The 17,745-nt window shown below is 67.9% G+C and carries 13 protein-coding genes; 5 read left to right on the top strand and 8 right to left on the bottom strand.

Annotation, left to right across the window (positions count from 1 at the left end; genetic code table 11):
• Positions 1–95: 95 nt before the first annotated feature.
• A complete protein-coding gene (locus tag ACNQQL_RS05440; protein WP_347063467.1) occupies positions 96–1,034 on the top strand; it encodes an alpha/beta hydrolase in 939 nt (312 codons plus the stop codon).
• Between the two features lie 57 nt (positions 1,035–1,091).
• Here ACNQQL_RS05440 and prpF read toward each other — a convergent pair whose 3' ends face one another.
• The 4 genes from prpF to prpB form a co-directional block, all read right to left on the bottom strand.
• Positions 1,092–2,285 (bottom strand): 2-methylaconitate cis-trans isomerase PrpF, encoded by a 1,194-nt coding sequence (gene prpF, locus ACNQQL_RS05435; protein ID WP_347063466.1) that lies wholly within the window; start codon positions 2,283–2,285, stop codon positions 1,092–1,094.
• A 24-nt stretch (positions 2,286–2,309) separates the two neighbouring features.
• Positions 2,310–4,904 (bottom strand): Fe/S-dependent 2-methylisocitrate dehydratase AcnD, encoded by a 2,595-nt coding sequence (gene acnD / locus ACNQQL_RS05430; RefSeq protein WP_347063465.1) that lies wholly within the window; start codon positions 4,902–4,904, stop codon positions 2,310–2,312.
• 80 nt (positions 4,905–4,984) lie between these two features.
• Positions 4,985–6,157, bottom strand: coding sequence for a bifunctional 2-methylcitrate synthase/citrate synthase (gene prpC / locus ACNQQL_RS05425; protein ID WP_034181628.1), 1,173 nt, complete (start codon positions 6,155–6,157; stop codon positions 4,985–4,987).
• A gap of 114 nt (positions 6,158–6,271) precedes the next feature.
• The gene (gene prpB, locus ACNQQL_RS05420) at positions 6,272–7,165 is read right to left on the bottom strand and encodes a methylisocitrate lyase (protein ID WP_175959978.1); all 894 of its coding nucleotides are present in this window, start codon (positions 7,163–7,165) and stop codon (positions 6,272–6,274) included.
• A 170-nt stretch (positions 7,166–7,335) separates the two neighbouring features.
• Here prpB and prpR point away from each other — a divergent pair, with 170 nt between their 5' ends.
• A complete protein-coding gene (gene prpR / locus ACNQQL_RS05415) occupies positions 7,336–9,324 on the top strand; it encodes a propionate catabolism operon regulatory protein PrpR (protein WP_347063464.1) in 1,989 nt (662 codons plus the stop codon).
• A 48-nt stretch (positions 9,325–9,372) separates the two neighbouring features.
• On the opposite strand, the gene ACNQQL_RS05410 is transcribed toward prpR, so the two are convergent.
• Positions 9,373–10,017, bottom strand: a complete 645-nt coding sequence (locus ACNQQL_RS05410; protein WP_347063463.1) for a CGNR zinc finger domain-containing protein — start codon at positions 10,015–10,017, stop codon at positions 9,373–9,375.
• 101 nt (positions 10,018–10,118) lie between these two features.
• On the opposite strand from ACNQQL_RS05410, the gene ACNQQL_RS05405 reads away from it, so the two are divergent.
• Positions 10,119–10,502, top strand: coding sequence for a VOC family protein (locus tag ACNQQL_RS05405; RefSeq protein WP_347063462.1), 384 nt, complete (start codon positions 10,119–10,121; stop codon positions 10,500–10,502).
• A gap of 231 nt (positions 10,503–10,733) precedes the next feature.
• On the opposite strand, the gene ACNQQL_RS05400 is transcribed toward ACNQQL_RS05405, so the two are convergent.
• Positions 10,734–11,582 (bottom strand): ureidoglycolate lyase, encoded by an 849-nt coding sequence (locus ACNQQL_RS05400; protein ID WP_347063461.1) that lies wholly within the window; start codon positions 11,580–11,582, stop codon positions 10,734–10,736.
• Positions 11,583–12,245: 663 nt separating this feature from the next.
• Here ACNQQL_RS05400 and ACNQQL_RS05395 point away from each other — a divergent pair.
• Together ACNQQL_RS05395 and ACNQQL_RS05390 are read left to right on the top strand one after the other, a co-directional pair.
• Positions 12,246–13,067, top strand: a complete 822-nt coding sequence (locus ACNQQL_RS05395; RefSeq protein WP_072440065.1) for an IclR family transcriptional regulator — start codon at positions 12,246–12,248, stop codon at positions 13,065–13,067.
• Between the two features lie 170 nt (positions 13,068–13,237).
• Positions 13,238–13,789 (top strand): hypothetical protein, encoded by a 552-nt coding sequence (locus ACNQQL_RS05390; RefSeq protein WP_347063460.1) that lies wholly within the window; start codon positions 13,238–13,240, stop codon positions 13,787–13,789.
• 652 nt (positions 13,790–14,441) lie between these two features.
• On the opposite strand, the gene ACNQQL_RS05385 is transcribed toward ACNQQL_RS05390, so the two are convergent.
• Both ACNQQL_RS05385 and ACNQQL_RS05380 read right to left on the bottom strand, forming a co-directional pair.
• A complete protein-coding gene (locus ACNQQL_RS05385; protein WP_347063459.1) occupies positions 14,442–16,799 on the bottom strand; it encodes a GNAT family N-acetyltransferase in 2,358 nt (785 codons plus the stop codon).
• 572 nt (positions 16,800–17,371) lie between these two features.
• Entirely contained in the window at positions 17,372–17,674 is a 303-nt protein-coding gene (locus tag ACNQQL_RS05380; RefSeq protein ID WP_072440061.1) for an H-NS family nucleoid-associated regulatory protein, read from the bottom strand.
• Positions 17,675–17,745 lie beyond the last annotated feature (71 nt).

The following is a 17,745-nucleotide window of genomic DNA, read 5'->3' as shown; positions in this document are numbered from 1 at the left end:
AAGGACATGATCGCGGCGGCCTGCCGGCCTCCGAGCCCCGCTGCGGCGACACCGGTTCGTCCGTTATCGCCGCCACTCAATCACGGAGCAACCGCTTGGATACCCTGCATCTCGTCGATCCCGAAATCCGCCCGCTGCTCGACGTGTGGCCGACCGTCACGCTCAGCGCCGACAACCTCGCGCAGGCGCGCGAGCGCGTGCTGCCGCTGCCGCCGCCGGACCCGGCCGGCAGCACGCTCGCGCGCCGCGCCGTCCCCGGCCCCGCCGGCGCGCCGGACGTCCCGCTTCACATCTACACGCCCGACGACGCCGCGCGACCGCTCCCGGCGATCGTCCACATGCACGGCGGCGGCTACGTGCGCGGCGCGGCGAAGGACCTGGAGGCCATTCATCGCCAGGCAGTCAAACAGCTCGGCTGCGTGCTGATCTCGATCGACTACCGCCTCGCACCGGAAACGGTGTTCCCCGGCGCGATCGAGGATTGCTACGCGGGCCTCGCGTGGACCTTCCGCCATGCCGACACGCTCGGCATCGACCCGGCGCGCATCGGCGTGACGGGCGAAAGCGCGGGCGGCGGGCTGGCCGCCGCGCTGGCGCTGCTGGCGCGCGATCGCGGCGAATGCCGGCTCGCGTTCCAGCATCTGATCTACCCGATGCTCGACGACCGCACCTGCACGCGCGCGCCGCATCCGCATGCCGGCGAGTTCGTCTGGCACGCGGCCAACAACCGGTTCGGCTGGACGTCGCTGCTCGGCCACGCGCCGGGCCTCGACGGCGTGTCGCCGTATGCCGCCGCCGCACGCGCGGACAAGCTCGACGGCCTGCCGCCGACGTTCCTGTCGATCGGCTCGCTCGATCTGTTCCTCGAAGAAAACCTCGACTATGCGCGGCGGCTGCTCCGCGCCGGCGTGCCGACCGAACTGCACGTGCTCCCCGGCGGCGTGCACGGTTTCGACATCGTGCCCGACGCGCGACTCTCCGAAGCGGCACGCCGCCTCAGCCACGACGCGCTGCGCCGGTTCCTGCACGGCTAGCCGAAACGACGCGGGCGGCCGAAGCCGCCCGCGCATTCCGGTCGAACGACTGAAACGTCAGAACGCGTCGCCCGGCACCCTCACCCAGCCCTCCATCAGCACGCGCGCACTGCGGCTCATGATCGCCTTCGTGACAGCCCACTCGCCGTTCTCCTGCTGCTGCGCTTCCGCGCCGACGCGCAGCGTGCCCGACGGATGCCCGAAGCGCACCGCGTTGCGCTCGCCGCCGCCCGCCGCCAGATTCACGAGCGTGCCGGGGATCGCCGCGGCCGTGCCGATCGCGACCGCCGCCGTGCCCATCATCGCGTGGTGCAGCTTGCCCATCGACATCGCGCGCACCAGCAGGTCGACGTCGCCCGCGTTCACACGCTTGCCGCTCGATGCGACGTAATCGGCGGGCTTCGCGACGAACGCGATCTTCGGCGTGTGCTGCCGCGTCGCGATTTCATCGAGCGTATCGATCAGCCCCATGCGCAGCGCGCCGTGCGCACGGATCGTCTCGAACTTCTCGAGCGCCTTCGCGTCGCCGTTGATCGCGTCCTGCAGCTCGGTGCCCGTATAGCCGATCGCGTCGGCCTCGACGAAGATCGTCGGGATTCCCGCGTTGATCATCGTCGCCTTCAGCGTGCCGACGCCCGGCACCGCGAGATCGTCGACGAGGTTGCCGGTCGGGAACATCGACCCGCCCGCGCCCTCTTCCTCGGCGGCCGGATCCATGAATTCGAGCTGCACTTCGGCGGCCGGAAACGTGACGCCGTCCAGCTCGAAGTCGCCCGTCTCCTGCACCGCGCCGTTCGTGACCGGCACGTGCGCGACGATCGTCTTGCCGATGTTCGCCTGCCAGATCCGCACGGTCGCGATGCCGTCGCGCGGCACGCGCGCCGGATCGACGAGCCCGCCGCCGATCGCGAACGGGCCGACCGCCGCCGACAGGTTGCCGCAGTTGCCGGTCCAGTCGACGAACGCCTTGTCGATCGCGACCTGCCCGAACAGGTAGTCGACGTCGTGGCCGGGCCGCGTGCTCTTCGACACGATCACCGTCTTGCTGGTGGACGACGTCGCGCCGCCCATCCCGTCGATCTGCTTGCCGTACGGATCGGGGCTGCCGATCACGCGCAGCAGCAGCGCGTCGCGCGCGGCGCCCGGCGCCTGCGCCGCGTCGGGCAGGTCCTGCAGCCGGAAGAACACGCCCTTGCTGGTGCCGCCGCGGATATAGGTCGCGGGAATCCTGATTTGAGGAATATGAGCCATGTCTGTGTTCTCGATGTAACCCCGTCACGCCGCCTGCGACGATTCGAGGAAGTCCTGCGCGAAGCGCTGCAGCACGCCGCCGGCTTCGTAGATCGACACTTCCTCGGCCGTATCGAGCCGGCACGTCATCGGCACCTCGACGCGCTCGCCGTTCCTGCGGTGAATCACGAGCGTCAGGTCGGCGCGCGGCTTGCGCTCGCCGATCACGTCGAAGGTCTCGGTGCCGTCGATGCCGAGCGTCGTCCGGTTCGTGCCGGGCTTGAACTCGAGCGGCAGCACGCCCATCCCGATCAGGTTCGTGCGGTGGATCCGCTCGAAGCCTTCGGCGGCGATCGCCTCGACGCCCGCGAGCCGCACGCCCTTCGCGGCCCAGTCGCGCGACGAGCCCTGGCCGTAGTCGGCACCGGCGACGACGATCAGCGGCTGCTTGCGATTCATGTACGTCTCGATCGCTTCCCACATCCGCATGACCTTGCCTTCCGGCTCGACGCGCGCGAGCGAGCCCTTCTTCACCGCGCCGTCGACCACCGCCATCTCGTTGATCAGCGTCGGGTTCGCGAAGGTCGCGCGCTGCGCGGTCAGGTGGTCTCCCCGGTGCGTCGCGTACGAGTTGAAGTCTTCTTCCGGCAGGCCCATCTTCGCGAGGTATTCGCCGGCCGCGCTGTTCGCGAGGATCGCGTTCGACGGCGACAGGTGGTCGGTCGTGATGTTGTCGCCGAGCACCGCGAGCGGGCGCATGCCCTGCAGCGTGCGTTCGCCGGCCAGCGCGCCTTCCCAGTACGGCGGACGGCGAATGTACGTGCTCTGCGGCCGCCAGTCGTACAGCGGCGCCGCGCGCTCGCCCGCATCGGCGCTGCGCGCGAACATCGGCTCGTAGACCTTGCGGAACTGCTCGGGCTTCACGCTCGACGCGACGATCGCATCGATCTCCTCGTCGGTCGGCCAGATGTCCTTCAGCGTGACCGGCTTGCCGTCCTGGTCGTGGCCGAGCGCGTCCTTCTCGATGTCGAAGCGGATCGTGCCGGCGATCGCATACGCGACGACGAGCGGCGGCGACGCGAGGAACGCCTGCTTCGCATACGGATGGATGCGGCCGTCGAAGTTGCGGTTGCCGGACAGCACGGCCGTCGCGTACAGGTCGCGATCGACGATCTCCTGCTGGATCTTCGGGTCGAGCGCGCCCGACATCCCGTTGCAGGTCGTGCACGCGAACGCGACGATGCCGAAGCCGAGCTTCTCGAGTTCCGGCAGCAGCTTCGCTTCTTCCAGATACAGCTCGACCGCCTTCGAGCCCGGCGCGAGCGAGCTCTTCACCCACGGCTTGCGGGTCAAGCCCTTCGCGTTCGCGTTGCGTGCGAGCAAGGCCGCCGCGATCACGTTGCGCGGGTTGCTGGTGTTCGTGCAGCTCGTGATCGCGGCGATGATCACCGCGCCGTCGGGCATCTCGCCCGCCTTCTCTTCCCACTGGCCGGCGATCCCGCGCGCGGCGAGGTCGGACGTCGGCAGCCGCTTGTGCGGGTTCGACGGGCCGGCCATGTTGCGCACCACGCTCGACAGGTCGAACGTCAGCGTGCGCTCGTATTGCGCGTTGGCGAGCGTATCGGCCCACAGGCCCGCCGCCTTCGCGTAGGTCTCGACGAGCTTCACCTGCTCGTCGCTGCGGCCGGTGAGGCGCAGGTAGTCGGTCGTCTGGCCGTCGATGAAGAACATCGCGGCCGTCGCGCCGTATTCGGGCGCCATGTTCGAGATCGTCGCGCGATCGCCGAGCGTGAGGCTCGCAGCTCCCGCACCGCGGAATTCCAGATACGCGCCGACCACCTTTTCCTTGCGCAGGAACTCGGTCAGCGCGAGCACGATGTCGGTCGCGGTAATGCCGGGCTGGCGCTTGCCGGTCAGTTCGACGCCGACGATGTCGGGCAGGCGCATCCACGACGCGCGGCCGAGCATCACGTTCTCGGCTTCCAGGCCGCCCACGCCGATCGCGATCACGCCGAGCGCGTCGACGTGCGGCGTGTGGCTGTCGGTGCCGACGCAGGTGTCCGGATACGCGACGCCATCCTGCGCCTGGATCACCGGCGACATCTTCTCGAGGTTGATCTGGTGCATGATGCCGTTGCCCGGCGGGATCACGTCGACGTTCTCGAACGCCTTCTTCGTCCACTCGATGAAGTGGAAACGATCCTCGTTGCGGCGATCCTCGATCGCGCGGTTCTTCGCGAACGCATCCGGATCGAAGCCGCCGCATTCGACGGCGAGCGAGTGATCGACGATCAGTTGCACGGGTACAACCGGGTTCACCTTCGCCGGGTCGCCGCCGCCGTCGGCGATCGCGTCGCGCAGGCCGGCGAGATCGACGAGCGCCGTCTGCCCGAGGATGTCGTGGCACACGACGCGCGCCGGGAACCACGGGAAGTCGCGTTCGCGCTTGCGCTCGATGATCTGCTTCAGCGACTCGGCGAGGATCGCCGGATCGCAGCGGCGCACGAGGTTTTCGGCGAGCACGCGCGACGTGTACGGCAGCGTGTCGTAGGCGCCGGGCGCGATCGCGTCGACCGCGGCACGCGCGTCGAAATAATCCAGCGACGTGCCGGGCAGGGGTTTGCGGTTGGCGGTATTCATGATGTGGGGGATACCTGGGTAGGGCGTTCAGCGCGCGCCGGCCGCCCCCGCTGCGGGGGCCCGCGCGCGCAGCCGGGGTGTCAACGCTTCTCGATCGGCACGAACTGCAGGTCTTCCGGGCCCGTGTAGTTCGCGCTCGGGCGGATGATCTTGTTGTCGATGCGCTGCTCGATGATGTGCGCGCTCCAGCCGGACGTGCGCGAGATCACGAACAGCGGCGTGAACATCGCGGTCGGCACGCCCATCATGTGATACGACACCGCGCTGAACCAGTCGAGGTTCGGGAACATCTTCTTCGCCTCCCACATCACCGATTCGAGGCGCTCGGCGATGTTGTACAGCTTCGTGTCGCCCGCTTCCTTCGACAGCTTGTGCGCGACGCCCTTGATCACCTTGTTGCGCGGATCGGAGATCGTGTAGACCGGGTGGCCGAAGCCGATCACGACTTCCTTGTTCTCGACGCGGCGGCGGATGTCCGCTTCGGCGTCGTCCGGCGAGCTGTAGCGGCTCTGGATTTCATACGCGACTTCGTTCGCGCCGCCGTGCTTCGGCCCGCGCAGCGCGCCGATCGCGCCGGTGATCGCCGAGTAGATGTCCGAGCCCGTGCCCGCGATCACGCGGCCGGTGAACGTCGACGCGTTGAATTCGTGCTCCGCGTACAGGATCAGCGACGTGTGCATCGCCTCGACCCACGACTTCGACGGCGTCTTGCCGTGCAGCAGGTGCAGGAAGTGGCCGCCGATCGAATCGTCGTCGGTTTCCGTCTCGATGCGCTTGCCGTTGTGCGAGAAGTGATACCAGTACAACAGCATCGAGCCGAGCGACGCCATCAGGCGGTCGGCGATGTCGCGCGCGCCCGGCAGGTTGTGATCGTCCTTCTCCGGCAGCACAGTGCCGAGCACCGACACGCCCGTGCGCATCACGTCCATCGGGTGCGCGGACGCCGGGATCTGCTCGAGCGCCGCCTTCAGCGCGCTCGGCAGGCCGCGCAGCGCGCGCAGCTTGGTCTTGTACGCGGCCAGTTCGGTCAGGTTCGGCAGCGTGCCGTGCACGAGCAGGTGCGCGATTTCCTCGAACTCGCACGACTCGGCGACGTCGAGAATGTCGTAGCCGCGGTAGTGCAGGTCGTTGCCGGTCTTGCCGACCGTGCACAGCGCCGTGTTGCCGGCCGTCACGCCCGACAGCGCCACCGACTTCTTCGGCTTGAATGCGCCTGCGGCGGCCGGTGCTGCTGCGTCTTTCGTCTCGCTCATGTTTCCGTTCTCCAATAGGTATCTGGGTAGCTGTCGACCGCACTTGGCGCTTCAGCGCCTGGTGCGGTCCCATGCAAAGCTTCCCGGGAATCGTGTCCCGGCGCGCGGGCCGCGTTACTTCTTGCCCTGCGCGAACAGTTCGTCGAGCTTGCGCTCGTATTCGTGATAGCCGAGGAAGTCGTACAGCTCGGCGCGCGTCTGCATCGTCGGCACGGCCGCCTTCTGCGTGCCATCGCGGCGCAGCGTCTCGTAGAAGTTCAGCGCGGCCTTGTTCATCGCGCGATACGCGCCGCAGCAGTACAGCGCGATGTCGACGTTCGCCTCGCGCAGTTCGTCGAGCGTGAACAGCGGCGTCGAGCCGAACTCGGTCAGGTTCGCGAGGATCGGCACCTTCACGGCCGCCTTGAAACGGCGGTAGTCATCGAGCGTCTTCATCGCTTCCGGGAAGATCATGTCGGCGCCGGCTTCGACGTACGCGACCGCGCGCTCGATCGCCGCGTCGATCCCTTCGGCGGCGGCCGCATCGGTGCGCGCCATGATCACGAACTGGTCGTCGGTGCGCGCGTCGACCGCGGCCTTGATGCGATCGACCATTTCGTCGGCCGGCACGACTTCCTTGCCCGGACGATGGCCGCAGCGCTTCTGGCCGACCTGATCCTCGAGATGCACGGCCGCGACGCCGGCCTTGATGAACGAGCGGACCGTGCGCGCGATGTTGAATGCGCCGCCCCAGCCCGTATCGATGTCGACGAGCAGCGGCAGATCGGTTGCGTTGGTGATCCGGTTCGCGTCGATCAGCACGTCTTCCATCGTGCTGATGCCGAGGTCGGGGATCCCGAGCGAGTTCGCGGCGACGCCGCCGCCCGACAGGTACACGGCCTTGAAGCCGACGGCCTGCGCCATCTTGGCCGCGTACGCGGTGATCGCGCCGACCACCTGCAGCGGCTGCTCGGCCGCGACTGCCGCGCGGAATTTCGCGCCGGCGCTCTGAAGATGCGTGTTGCTCATGAACGGCCTCCTGAAGGAATGCCCGATAACAGCAAGGACCGGGCCAGCTCGCGAAACGTCGCTAACCCACTGATTCTTAAGCAACCGGCGCGGGCGATGCAACGCCCGGAGATTTCAATTCGGCAATTTCCTATTTCAAAAATGAAATCCCGCGCGCATAATCGATCGCCATGGACCTCTCCTCGACCAAGCCCGTCGACCCGGCCGATCGCGCGGCGCGCCCGCGCATCTGGGCGATGGGCATCAGCCGCCTGCGCGACTTCTTTCGCGAGATCGCCGGCGAATTCGACGAACGCGCCGACGTGCGCATCGTGACGCGCGCGTATGAGGATGCGCTCAGCGCGATCGCCGAGGCCGGCGCCGCGCGGCCCGACGTGATCGTCGCGGCCGGCTCGAACGGCGCCTTCCTGAAGACGCGTGCGCAGGTGCCGGTCGTGGTCGTGTCGCCGACCGGCTTCGACGTGATGCAGGCGCTCGCGCGCGCCCGGCGCGACGCGTCGCGGATCGCGCTCGTCAGCGCCGGGGAAACGGCGCCCGAAGTGCGCCGCTTCGTCGCCGCGTACGGCCTTGACGTGCAGTTTGCGTCATATCAGTCCGCGCAGGAAGCGGAAGCCTGCGTGCACGACCTGCGCGACCGCGGCATCGAGACGATCGTCGGCCCCGGCCTCGTCACCGACCTCGCGGCCAGTGCCGGCATGGGCGCGGTGTTCCTGTATTCGCATGCGTCGGTGCGCAAGGCCGTCGATACGGCGCTCGAAGTCGCGTATGCGACGCACGCCGAAGCATTCCGCCGCCAGCGGCTCGACAACCTGCTTCAGCACCTGCGCGACGGCGTGGTCGCGCTCGACGCGCGCGGCCGCGTCGAGGCGATCAACGAGCGGCTCGCGTCGGCGCTCGGGGTCGAACCCGCGGCGGCCGTCGGCCGCGCGCTCGTCGACCTGCGGCCCGAGCTGCGCACGCTGCGCGGCGAGGACGGCGACGCGCTCGCGACCGTGCGCGGCGTGCGCTACGTCGTGCATCGCGGGCCGCTCGTCGATCGCGGCGTCACGTCGGGCAGCGTGCTGACGTTCCAGGAATCGCGCGCGGTCGAACGGCTCGATCGCGCGCTGCGTTCGCAGCCGACCACCCAGCAGTTCGCGGCGCGCTACGCGCTCGACGACGTGATCGGCGCATCGGCGCCGATGGCGCGCGTGCGCGACCTCGTGCGCCGCTACGCGAAATCCGACGCGACCGTGCTCGTGCTCGGCGAAAGCGGCACCGGCAAGGAAATGATCGCGCAAAGCCTGCACGCGCTGTCCGCGCGGCGCAGCTACCCGTTCGTCGCGGTCAATTGCGGCGCGTTTCCGGAAGCGCTGCTCGAGAGCGAGCTGTTCGGCTATGAGGAAGGCGCGTTCACCGGCGCGCGACGCGGCGGCAAGACCGGCCTGTTCGAAGCCGCGCACCGCGGCACGCTGTTCCTCGACGAGATCGGCGAAATGCCGTCGTCGCTGCAGAGCCGGCTGCTGCGCGTGCTGCAGGAGCGCGAGGTGATCCGCCTCGGCTCGACCGAGCCGATCCGCATCGACGTGCGTGTGATCGCCGCGACGCATCGTCCGCTGCTCGCGGCCGTCGAGGCCGGCACGTTCCGTGCGGATCTCTATTACCGGCTCAACATCCTGAACGTCGGCCTGCCGCCGCTGCGCGAGCGCGCGGCCGACATTCCCGCGCTCGCGGCGACGCTGCTCGTGCAGGCCGCGCGGCGCGAGCCGCGCCTCGCCGAACGCCTGCGTGACGCCGGCGACGCCGCGCGCGTGCTCGGCGCGACGCAGGCAACGTTTGCGCGCTACCGGTGGCCCGGCAACGTGCGGGAACTGCAGAACGTGATCGAGCGGGTCGCGGTGGAACTCGCCGAGGAAGCCGACGAAATCGATCCGGCCGCCGCGTGCGCCGCGCTCGATCCCGACGCGCTGCAGGCGATCGCGCCCGAGCTGTTCGCGGCGCCGCCCGACGCGGCCGGCGCCGACGCCGATGACGCGCAGACGCTGCACGCGCGCCGCCGCCGGGCGGAGGCCGACGAGATCCGCGCGGTGCTCGACGCGTGCGGCGGCGACCGCGACCGCGCATGCGCGATGCTCGGCATCAGCAAGACGACGCTGTGGCGGAAGTTGTCAGCGAAGTAGGAAGGTTCGGGTTCGACGTGCTCATAGGCGCATGCCTGAACGGGCTCGTCAGTCGGCCTTGTGATAGTGGCGATACGCCTTCGCGCGATTGCCGCACGACGACATCGAGCACCAGCGGCGGCTGCCGTTCTTGCTGTCGTCGATGAACAGCCACTGGCATGCGTCGTTCGCGCATCGCTTGACCTTCGCGAGCCGCGCGCCGCCGAGCAGGTCGATCGCCGACCACAGCACCGGGCTCAGCAGCCCCGCGAGCGTTGCTCCAGCGTCCCCGATCCGCCACGCATAAGCGCCGTCGACACGCGCCAGCGCGACGCGCGGCGACGCTTCCGCCAGGAAGCCGCCGAGCAGCGCGAGATCGTCGGCCTGCGGCTCGCACCGCTCGGCCTGCGCATGAAAGAGCCGATACAACGCCTCCCGCAACGCGAGCGCACGCGCGAGCATCGCCGGCTCGCCTTCCTCCCCATCGCGCACGCGGCACCGGTCGGCCAGGCAGGCCGGCACGCCGGCCTGCTCGCGGCACCACGACAGCAGGTCGTCCATCGTTCCGAAGGTTTCCGTCGGCGCCTCGCTGCCACGCCAGTACAGCGTGTTGGCGAAATCGATACTCAATGTTTCGGGCGGCGCCGGAATCAGGCAGTCCATCGTGACGGAAGGTTGCGTATCGCTCATGACGCCATCGTATCTAACCACCATGCCGGTTGACAAGCGTACGGACGCTTTCTAACATAACCAGCATGGTGGTTAAAACGAAGTTTGCTGCACTGACGTCCCCCTTCAGTTCAAGGAGCCAACAGATGATCGATCACCTTTCCTTCGGCGTCGCCCACATCGGCCGCAGCCGCGCGTTCTACGACAGCACGCTCGGCGCGCTCGGCTACAAGCGGCTGTATAGCGACGACGGATCCATCGGGTACGGCACGACCGAACCAGAGCTGTGGTTGCAGCACGCTGCCCGCCCCGTCGTCGCCGATCCCGAATCGGGGCTGCATCTGTCGTTCAAGGCCGCTTCGCCCGTCGAGGTCGACGCGTTCTACCGCGCCGCGCTCGAGCACGGCGGCCATGACAACGGCGGGCCCGGCAAGCGCGAACACTACGGCCCCGGCTACTACGCGGCGTTCGTCGTCGATCCCGACGGGTATCGGCTGGAAGCGCATTGCGAACTCGACAACGTCGTGTGATCGAGCCCGCGTACACCGCGTACAAGCGGCAGGGGGGCGGGGGGGGGGGGGGGGGGGGCGGGGGCCCGGGGGTTTTGGGGGGGGCGGGGGGGGTGGGGGGCCCCCCCCCGCCGGCGCGCGGGCCGGGAGGGCGCGGGGGGGGGGTCCGGGGGCCCCTGGTTTGGCCGGGTCCGGGTCGGGTTGGCGGCGCCCGCCTGCCGCGGTCGCTCGACGGGATCTCGGCTCGTGCGGTTACTGCGCGCCGCGCGTGTGCTGCAACTGCTCGCCGAGCCCTTCGATCCCCAGGCGCACCCTCTGGCCGGCCTTCAGGAAAATCGGTAACGGCTTGATGCCCATGCCGACGCCCGGCGGCGTGCCGGTCGTGATCACGTCGCCCGGCTGCAGCGTCATGCAACTCGACAGATAGGCAATCAACTGCGCGACGGTGAACACCATCGTGCGCGTGTTGCCGTTCTGATAACGGTGGCCGTCGATTTCGAGCCACAGGTCGAGACGCTGCGGATCGGGCACCTCGTCGCGCGTCACGAGCCACGGACCGATCGGGCCGAACGTGTCGAAGCCCTTGCCCTTGTCCCACTGGCCGCCGCGCTCGATCTGCCACTCGCGCTCGGACACGTCGTTGACGACGCAATAGCCCGCGACGTAATCGAGCGCGCTCGCTTCGTCGACGTCCTTGCACCGCGCGCCGATCACGACGCCCAGTTCGACTTCCCAGTCGGTCTTGACCGAACCCTTCGGGATGTCGATGCCGTCGTTCGGGCCGCAGATCGAACTCGTCCACTTGCCGAACACGACCGGTTCCTTCGGCACCGGCATGCCGGCTTCGGCCGCGTGATCGGCATAGTTCAGGCCGATGCCGATGAACTTGCCGACGTGCCCGACGCACGCGCCGATGCGCGGCTCGCCGGACACGAGCGGCAGCGTGGCTGGATCGATCGCGCGCAGCCGCGCGAGACTCGCGTCGGACAGCACATCGCCGGCAAGATCCGGCACGTGCGCGGACAGGTCGCGAATCCGGCCGTCCGCGTCGAGAATACCGGGCTTTTCCTGGCCGGATGGGCCATAGCGAAGCAGTTTCATCGTGGTCAACCTCTGTTGTCGAATGGGACAGGATACCCGCCGACGCGGCCATTCGCGGCCGCGCGCCGGACTGATTGTCGATCGTCGATTGCACGCGTCGGCGCCACATCCGACCTGCCGTCGACGCGCGAGGGTCGCGCGGGCGCAGCGATCGCGGCGCCGCACGGAAGCACGGCGCGCATCGAACGGGCGGCCGCCGGTCTGCGCATCGGCGACGACGGCCCGGCACCCGCGACGCGTGCCGGCCGATGCCGGCCGACTTCACGCGCGGCCGCACCGTCGCGGGCCCGCACGCCTTTGTACCATCGGCCGCGCACCGTGAAATGACGCGCGACGGATACCGACTATTGGTGCGCCTGCAGACACTGCGGCGCAACATTGGACGCGCCAACGCAAATCGATCCGCCGCGCATGTCGCCGTTGCCTGCCATCGGCGCATGAATACTGGCTATTCGGGGTGCCCCTGTCATCGAAAACGTTTGCCAATCCGTTCTTGTTCAGTAACGATCGGTAAAAAGACGCTGAATTGCACACTATATGTTTATTGTTAAGCTCGGACGAATGGCTTTCATCGCCATACGCGGGGCCGACTTGTGCGCGTGCAGAACCGGCCAGCGTGCGTCGCCAACCGATCGACGGTAATCCCCCAACCTCACACTAAAAATGCAAACAACCAACGACCCGCTTCCCGGCTGCGACGCACGGGAATCGATGGCCGCAATCGATCGCTATCGCGCACCCGCGCTCGACAAGGGCCTCGACATTCTCGAACTCCTGTCCGAGCAGAAGGAAGGACTCACCCGCACCGAAATCACGAAGGAGCTCGGCCGCAACGCAAGCGAAATCTACCGGATGCTCGAACGCCTCGTCGCACGCCGCTACGTGATGCGCTCGACCGGCGGCGACCGCTACACGCTCAGCCTCAAGCTGTTCGCGCTCGCGCACCGGCATCCGCCGATGAACCGGCTGATCGCCGAGGCATTGCCGCCGATGCAGCGCTTCGCCGATGCCGCCGAACAGTCGTGCCACCTGTCCGTCTACGATCGCGGCAACCTGCTCGTGATCGCGCAGGTCGACGGGCCCGGCCCGTGGGGCGTGTCGGTCCGGCTCGGCTCGCGCGTCGGGCTCGCCGATACGGCGTCGGGGCGCGTGATGCTGTCGTTCCAGGGTGCCGAGCAGCGCGCGCACATGCTGGCCGAGCATCGCAAGGTCAGGGGCGACGCGCCGCTGAACGAGCAGGAACTCGCGCATGCGTGCCAGTCCATCCGGCAGTCCGGCTATCTACGCCAGGACAGCCGCCAGGCATACGGCGTGACCGACCTGACCGCACCGATCCTCGGGCCGTCCGGCCATGCGATCGCGGTACTGACCTGCCCGTACATGCGCCGGATCGATACGCACACGGCGCCGTCCGTCGACGTCGCCGTCGAAGGGCTGCGCGACACGGCGGCCCACCTGTCGATGGGCCGCATCGAGGCCTGCTGACGCGCGGGTTCAACGAAGCGCACCGGGCCGGGCAGTTGCGCCGGCCCGGCCGCGCATGACACCTGTGCAGTGCACGATCGACGGTGCCATATCGTGCGCTCACGGCGCTACGCTAGAATAGCGGCCCTCTCAAAAACTACGGCGGCCGGCTGTCGCGGCCGTCGTGTCCGATGGATGTCATGGCCAAACTTCTGAACGATCAAGAATTCCAGCGTTTCTCCGAACTTCAGCAGAAGCAGGCAAGCTTCACGATCACGCCCGAGGAGGCGGACGAGCTGCGCGATATCGTCGCGCGCGCGCAGAAGAAGCGCGACGATCGTGCCGCCGCGATGCAGGCGATCGAGACCTACATCGAGCAGTTCGACATCACGCCCGACGAGCTCTTTTCGCCCGAGCAGATCGGCGACGCGGCCCGCACCTACGGACTCATCACGGCGACCAAGAAGGAACGCACGCTGCCGCCGTCGATCACGTTCAATGGCAAGCCGTACCAGTGGACCAAGACGCTTCCGGACGACGTGCGCGGCGCACTGTTCGAAGCATTCACGTCCGGCGAGTCGGTCAAGCGCTTCATCGCGATGCCGAAGGACACCGCGCGTTGCGCGCTGACGATCGCCCGCCTCGAGCGCGAAACCGGTGCCGTCTATGCGGATCCGCACCTCGAGGAACTCGCGATTTCGCGCGACCAGGTGAACGACGCGGCGTCGAAACTCGCTGCCTGAATCTGATCCCGGGCACGATTCATGCGTGCCCGCACCCGTGTGTGACGCCGGCATTGGCCGGCGCCGCGCTCGCGGGAGCCGTGCATCCGCATGCTCCCGAAAAGTCTCACCTTGGTGTCCTGCAAACGCTCACCAACAGCTCCCGAAAAAACTCACCCCAGGCTCTTGGAGACCCTCACCAAAGTCTCCCGAATGTGCTCACCGACATCTCCCGCAGACCCTCACCAACGTGTCCCGGAAAGGCTCACCAGCGCCTCCCGCAGGTGCTCACCGGCCGTTCCCGGGAAGGCTCACCGAACGCTCCCGTATCGGCTCACCACGCTTCCCCGGAAAAGCTCACTCGCGGCTCCCGAAAAGTCTCACCTTTGCGGTGATTCCGAATTGGCGAGGCCGGAACGCGGTTGCGAATGCGCGTGAACGCATGGGGTGAAACGGCTGTGCGGAGCCGATAATGCGGCACACAGAAAACGCCTCCGGACGCTATGCGTGCGTCGATATCGACGTAGCGAACGAGCCCGATACGTTTGGGCGTTTCGTACCAGATGCCGGCTCGAATGTTTTGCACCTCTGAATGAAAACAGGCGCAACACGGTGAAGGATTGGCGCCATCGACTGCAAGCGATCGCGCCGCGCTTCACGCAGCCGAAGGATGCTACGGCTGCAACTTCATCCTGAAACCCACGACGCCCGGCTCCTCCGTCGTCGACACCTCAAAACCGCACGACTTCGCGAGCGAGATCATCGCCGAGTTCTCGCGCAGCGCCTCGCCGATCATCCATGCGGTTCCGCGCGAGCGTGCGTAGTCGATGATGCGGTTCATCAGTAGCCGGCCGAGCCCCTTGCCCTTCTGATCGGGCCGCACCGCGATCGCGAACTCCGCCGTCTCGTTGTCGGGATCGGCGACCGCGCGCACGACCGCCAGCGTATGGTCGCGCCCCGACACATCGGTGTACGACACGATGAGGGCCATCTCACGGTCGTAGTCGATCTGCGTCATGCGCGCCACCTGCGAATGATCGAAGCCGCGCACCGCGCCGAAGAAACGCATCCGCAGATCGTCCGGCGTCATCGCGCCGAGCAGTTCGTTATGCGCGGCCTCGTCTTCCGGACGGATCGGACGGATCGTCACCGTCTCGCCGCGCCACTCGAGCGTCTGCTCGAGGTGGCGCGGATACGGCATGATCGCAAGCCGGCTGCGCCCCGTGGCCAGCGTGATGCGCGGCGCGATCACCTGCGCGCGATCGGACAACACACGCAGCGTGACGGACATCGCGACGACTTCGCGCACGTCGCAGACGACCTGCGACAGCGCCGTCAACGCGTCGAGCGTCGGCTCGACGGGCGTACGGCGCGCATACGGCGAGCGCTCCATCACCGCGCGGGCGAGCACGGTGTTCAGCGGCGGCAGGCCGTAGACGACGAATGGCGCCGACACGCCGTCCGCAGGCGGCACGGCATAGCGAAACACCGGACCGAAGTTCGAATCGTCGTACATGTCGACCGTGACATCGACGACTTTGGCACCGGCCGGCTCGCCCGCCTGCTCGCCTTGCAGGCCGAAATGGGACAGCCAGCGCAGCGCGGCTTCGCCGGCCAGTTCATGCTGGCCGGCTTCGACCATCCGGCGCGCGTCGGCCTGTGCGGACGCAACGCACTCGGCCGGCTGCAGCGGCGTGCCCTCGGGCGTCTGCATCAGCAGTTGCCGCCCGAGGTTGTAGTCGACGAGACGCGCATACGCGCGCGCGAGCCGCTGCGGTGTCGTGTGTACGGGAATGCCGTTCGCGTGCAGCGCATCGCGCGTCGCCGCGTCGACCGCGCCGAAGAAACATGCGAGGATGCCGCGATGCGCATACTGCCGCGATTCGATCAGCGTGCGCGCAACCGAATCGGCCGGCGCGCTGTGGGACGTCGAATGGACGACGAACAGCGTGCCCGTTTGCGGGAACGGCGCGAGCGCCTTGATCGCCGCGGCGAAGTGCTCGGGGCGCGCGTCGTCGCCGAGCGTCAGCGGATTGCCCGGTGCAGCCAGATGCGGCAGCGCGGCCGACACGGCCGAGGTTGCAGCCGGCGACCAGCCGGACAGCACATCGCGCACCTCGGCGACCGCATCGACCGCCAGTTTCGCGACACCCGCATCGCTCGTCACGAGCGTCGCCGCGCCGCGCGCCGTGACACGGCCGACGCCGAGCGTCTCGATCTCGTCGAGCAGATCGTCGAGCGCATCGACGCGCACCATCCCCGCGCGCTGGAACGCCGCCGTATAGAGCGCGTCGCCGGGATCGGCGCGCCCGGTGCGCAACGCGAGCACCGGCTTGTTGCGTGCGGCCGCACGTGCGGCCGACATGAACTTGCGCGCGGCGCGCACGGTATCGAGTTCGAGCAGGATCGCGCGCGTGCCGGGATCGCTCGCCAGATAGTCGAGCACGTCGCCCGCATCGACGTCGGACTCGCTGCCGAGCGCGACGACATGCGAAAAGCCGAGGCCCCGCGCATCGGCCCAGCCGAGCGCCGCGTTCGTCAATGCATTCGATTGCGACACCCATGCGACGCCGCCCGAACGCGCCGTATAGGCCGGCGCGCCGAAATGCGCATGCCGTGCGGGCGACAGCACGCCGAGGCTGCCGGGCCCGACGATACGGAGCACGAACGGCTTCGCCGCCTTCAGCGTGCGATCGAGTGCGGTGCGATCGGCATCCGTGCGCGCCTCACCGACGATCACCGCGACGCGCGTGCCGAGTTCGCCGAGCTTGCGCACGATGCCGGCCCAGGTCGCGGGCGGCGTGCAGATCACGGCTACCGACGGCGGCGCGGGCAGCCGGTCGACGTCGGAGACGACCGTATGCCCGTTCAGATCGCGATATTTCGGATTGACGGGCCACACGGGCCCGTCGAACGCACCGTCGAGCACGCGCGACCACACCATCGCGCCGATACTGCCCGCGCGCGACGACGCGCCGACGACCGCAACGGACTTGGGCTGGAACAACGCATCGAGATGGCGAACGGTCACATCGGCTCCCTGCGGTAACGAAAGACGGCCCGAGCGGCATACGGCACGGACAGGCCGCGCGCCGCTCGACGCGAACCCCAAGCATAGGCGAAGCGCATGCGGCTGCCTATATGCCGAACGGCCGACTACCCGACGAACGTCAACGCTCGCACCATGGATCTGCAACACAAGCGCGACGCGACATCGCCGCAAGCCGCAAGCAACATGGCGCGACGCTGCCGCTTCCTCAAAGGTGAGGATTTACAGGAGCCATGGTGAGTATCTTCGGGAATTGCACGGCACAACGCGCAAACACGCGAAAGGTGATGGAAATCCGCGGCAGGCGGGCACCGCGGAAATGGCGAATGCCACTGCGCATGCACTGCGCAATTGCGCGGTTGTTTACCGGAATTCACCGCGATAAGCAGCCGAATCGCGGCGAATTCGCAAAACGTGACCCGTTAATCGTGCGGCATTGCACTGCAATTCGTCAGCGGGAATCGTACGGCGACGGCGCAAAAACAAAACGGTGCAACGGCCGCAAGGCCGTTCGCACCGTCAGTCAACGCACGAAAGGTGAGGATTTTCGGGAGTCAGTCCTTGATCAGGAAACGTGCGCGATTCTTGCCGAGCCACGCCGGCGCGCGCCCGCGGCCACTCCAGGTTTCGCCCGTCTTCGGATTCAGGTATTTCGGCGGCAACGTGCGCTTCGGCTTCGAGGTAGCGGCGCCGCCGGTACCTACCGGACGAAAACCGAGCTCTTCCGGCGTGATGTCGTATTCGTCGATTTTCGCACGGATATCGGCAATCGCGTCGGCAATCGCCTTTTCGCGTTCCTTGTCGATCTTTTGCTGAAGTCGTTCGAGCTGCGCGGTCAGTTGCCTGTAGGTCGCCATATGGATGGGACTCCGTGAGTGTTATTCGTGAAAAATAGACGACTCCAAGCAAACAGAAAAGCGCTTCGCCC

This window comes from Burkholderia sp. LFS061 (assembly GCF_047978125.1).
In the GTDB taxonomy this organism is placed as follows: domain Bacteria; phylum Pseudomonadota; class Gammaproteobacteria; order Burkholderiales; family Burkholderiaceae; genus Burkholderia; species Burkholderia pyrrocinia_C.
Note: the sequence above shows the minus strand (reverse complement) of the source record. Positions and strands in the feature narration are given on the sequence as shown.

Bases quoted from the DNA above. Each gene is read 5' to 3' on its own strand.
- prpC (WP_034181628.1), bottom strand. From the start codon at position 6,157: ATGAGCGAGACGAAAGACGCAGCAGCACCGGCCGCCGCAGGCGCATTC.
- ACNQQL_RS05400 (WP_347063461.1), bottom strand. From the start codon at position 11,582: ATGAAACTGCTTCGCTATGGCCCATCCGGCCAGGAAAAGCCCGGTATT.
- ACNQQL_RS05380 (WP_072440061.1), bottom strand. From the start codon at position 17,674: ATGGCGACCTACAGGCAACTGACCGCGCAGCTCGAACGACTTCAGCAA.
- acnD (WP_347063465.1), bottom strand. From the start codon at position 4,904: ATGAATACCGCCAACCGCAAACCCCTGCCCGGCACGTCGCTGGATTAT.
- prpR (WP_347063464.1), top strand. From the start codon at position 7,336: ATGGACCTCTCCTCGACCAAGCCCGTCGACCCGGCCGATCGCGCGGCG.
- prpF (WP_347063466.1), bottom strand. From the start codon at position 2,285: ATGGCTCATATTCCTCAAATCAGGATTCCCGCGACCTATATCCGCGGC.
- ACNQQL_RS05390 (WP_347063460.1), top strand. From the start codon at position 13,238: ATGGATGTCATGGCCAAACTTCTGAACGATCAAGAATTCCAGCGTTTC.
- ACNQQL_RS05410 (WP_347063463.1), bottom strand. From the start codon at position 10,017: ATGGTGGTTAGATACGATGGCGTCATGAGCGATACGCAACCTTCCGTC.
- ACNQQL_RS05405 (WP_347063462.1), top strand. From the start codon at position 10,119: ATGATCGATCACCTTTCCTTCGGCGTCGCCCACATCGGCCGCAGCCGC.
- ACNQQL_RS05395 (WP_072440065.1), top strand. From the start codon at position 12,246: ATGCAAACAACCAACGACCCGCTTCCCGGCTGCGACGCACGGGAATCG.
- prpB (WP_175959978.1), bottom strand. From the start codon at position 7,165: ATGAGCAACACGCATCTTCAGAGCGCCGGCGCGAAATTCCGCGCGGCA.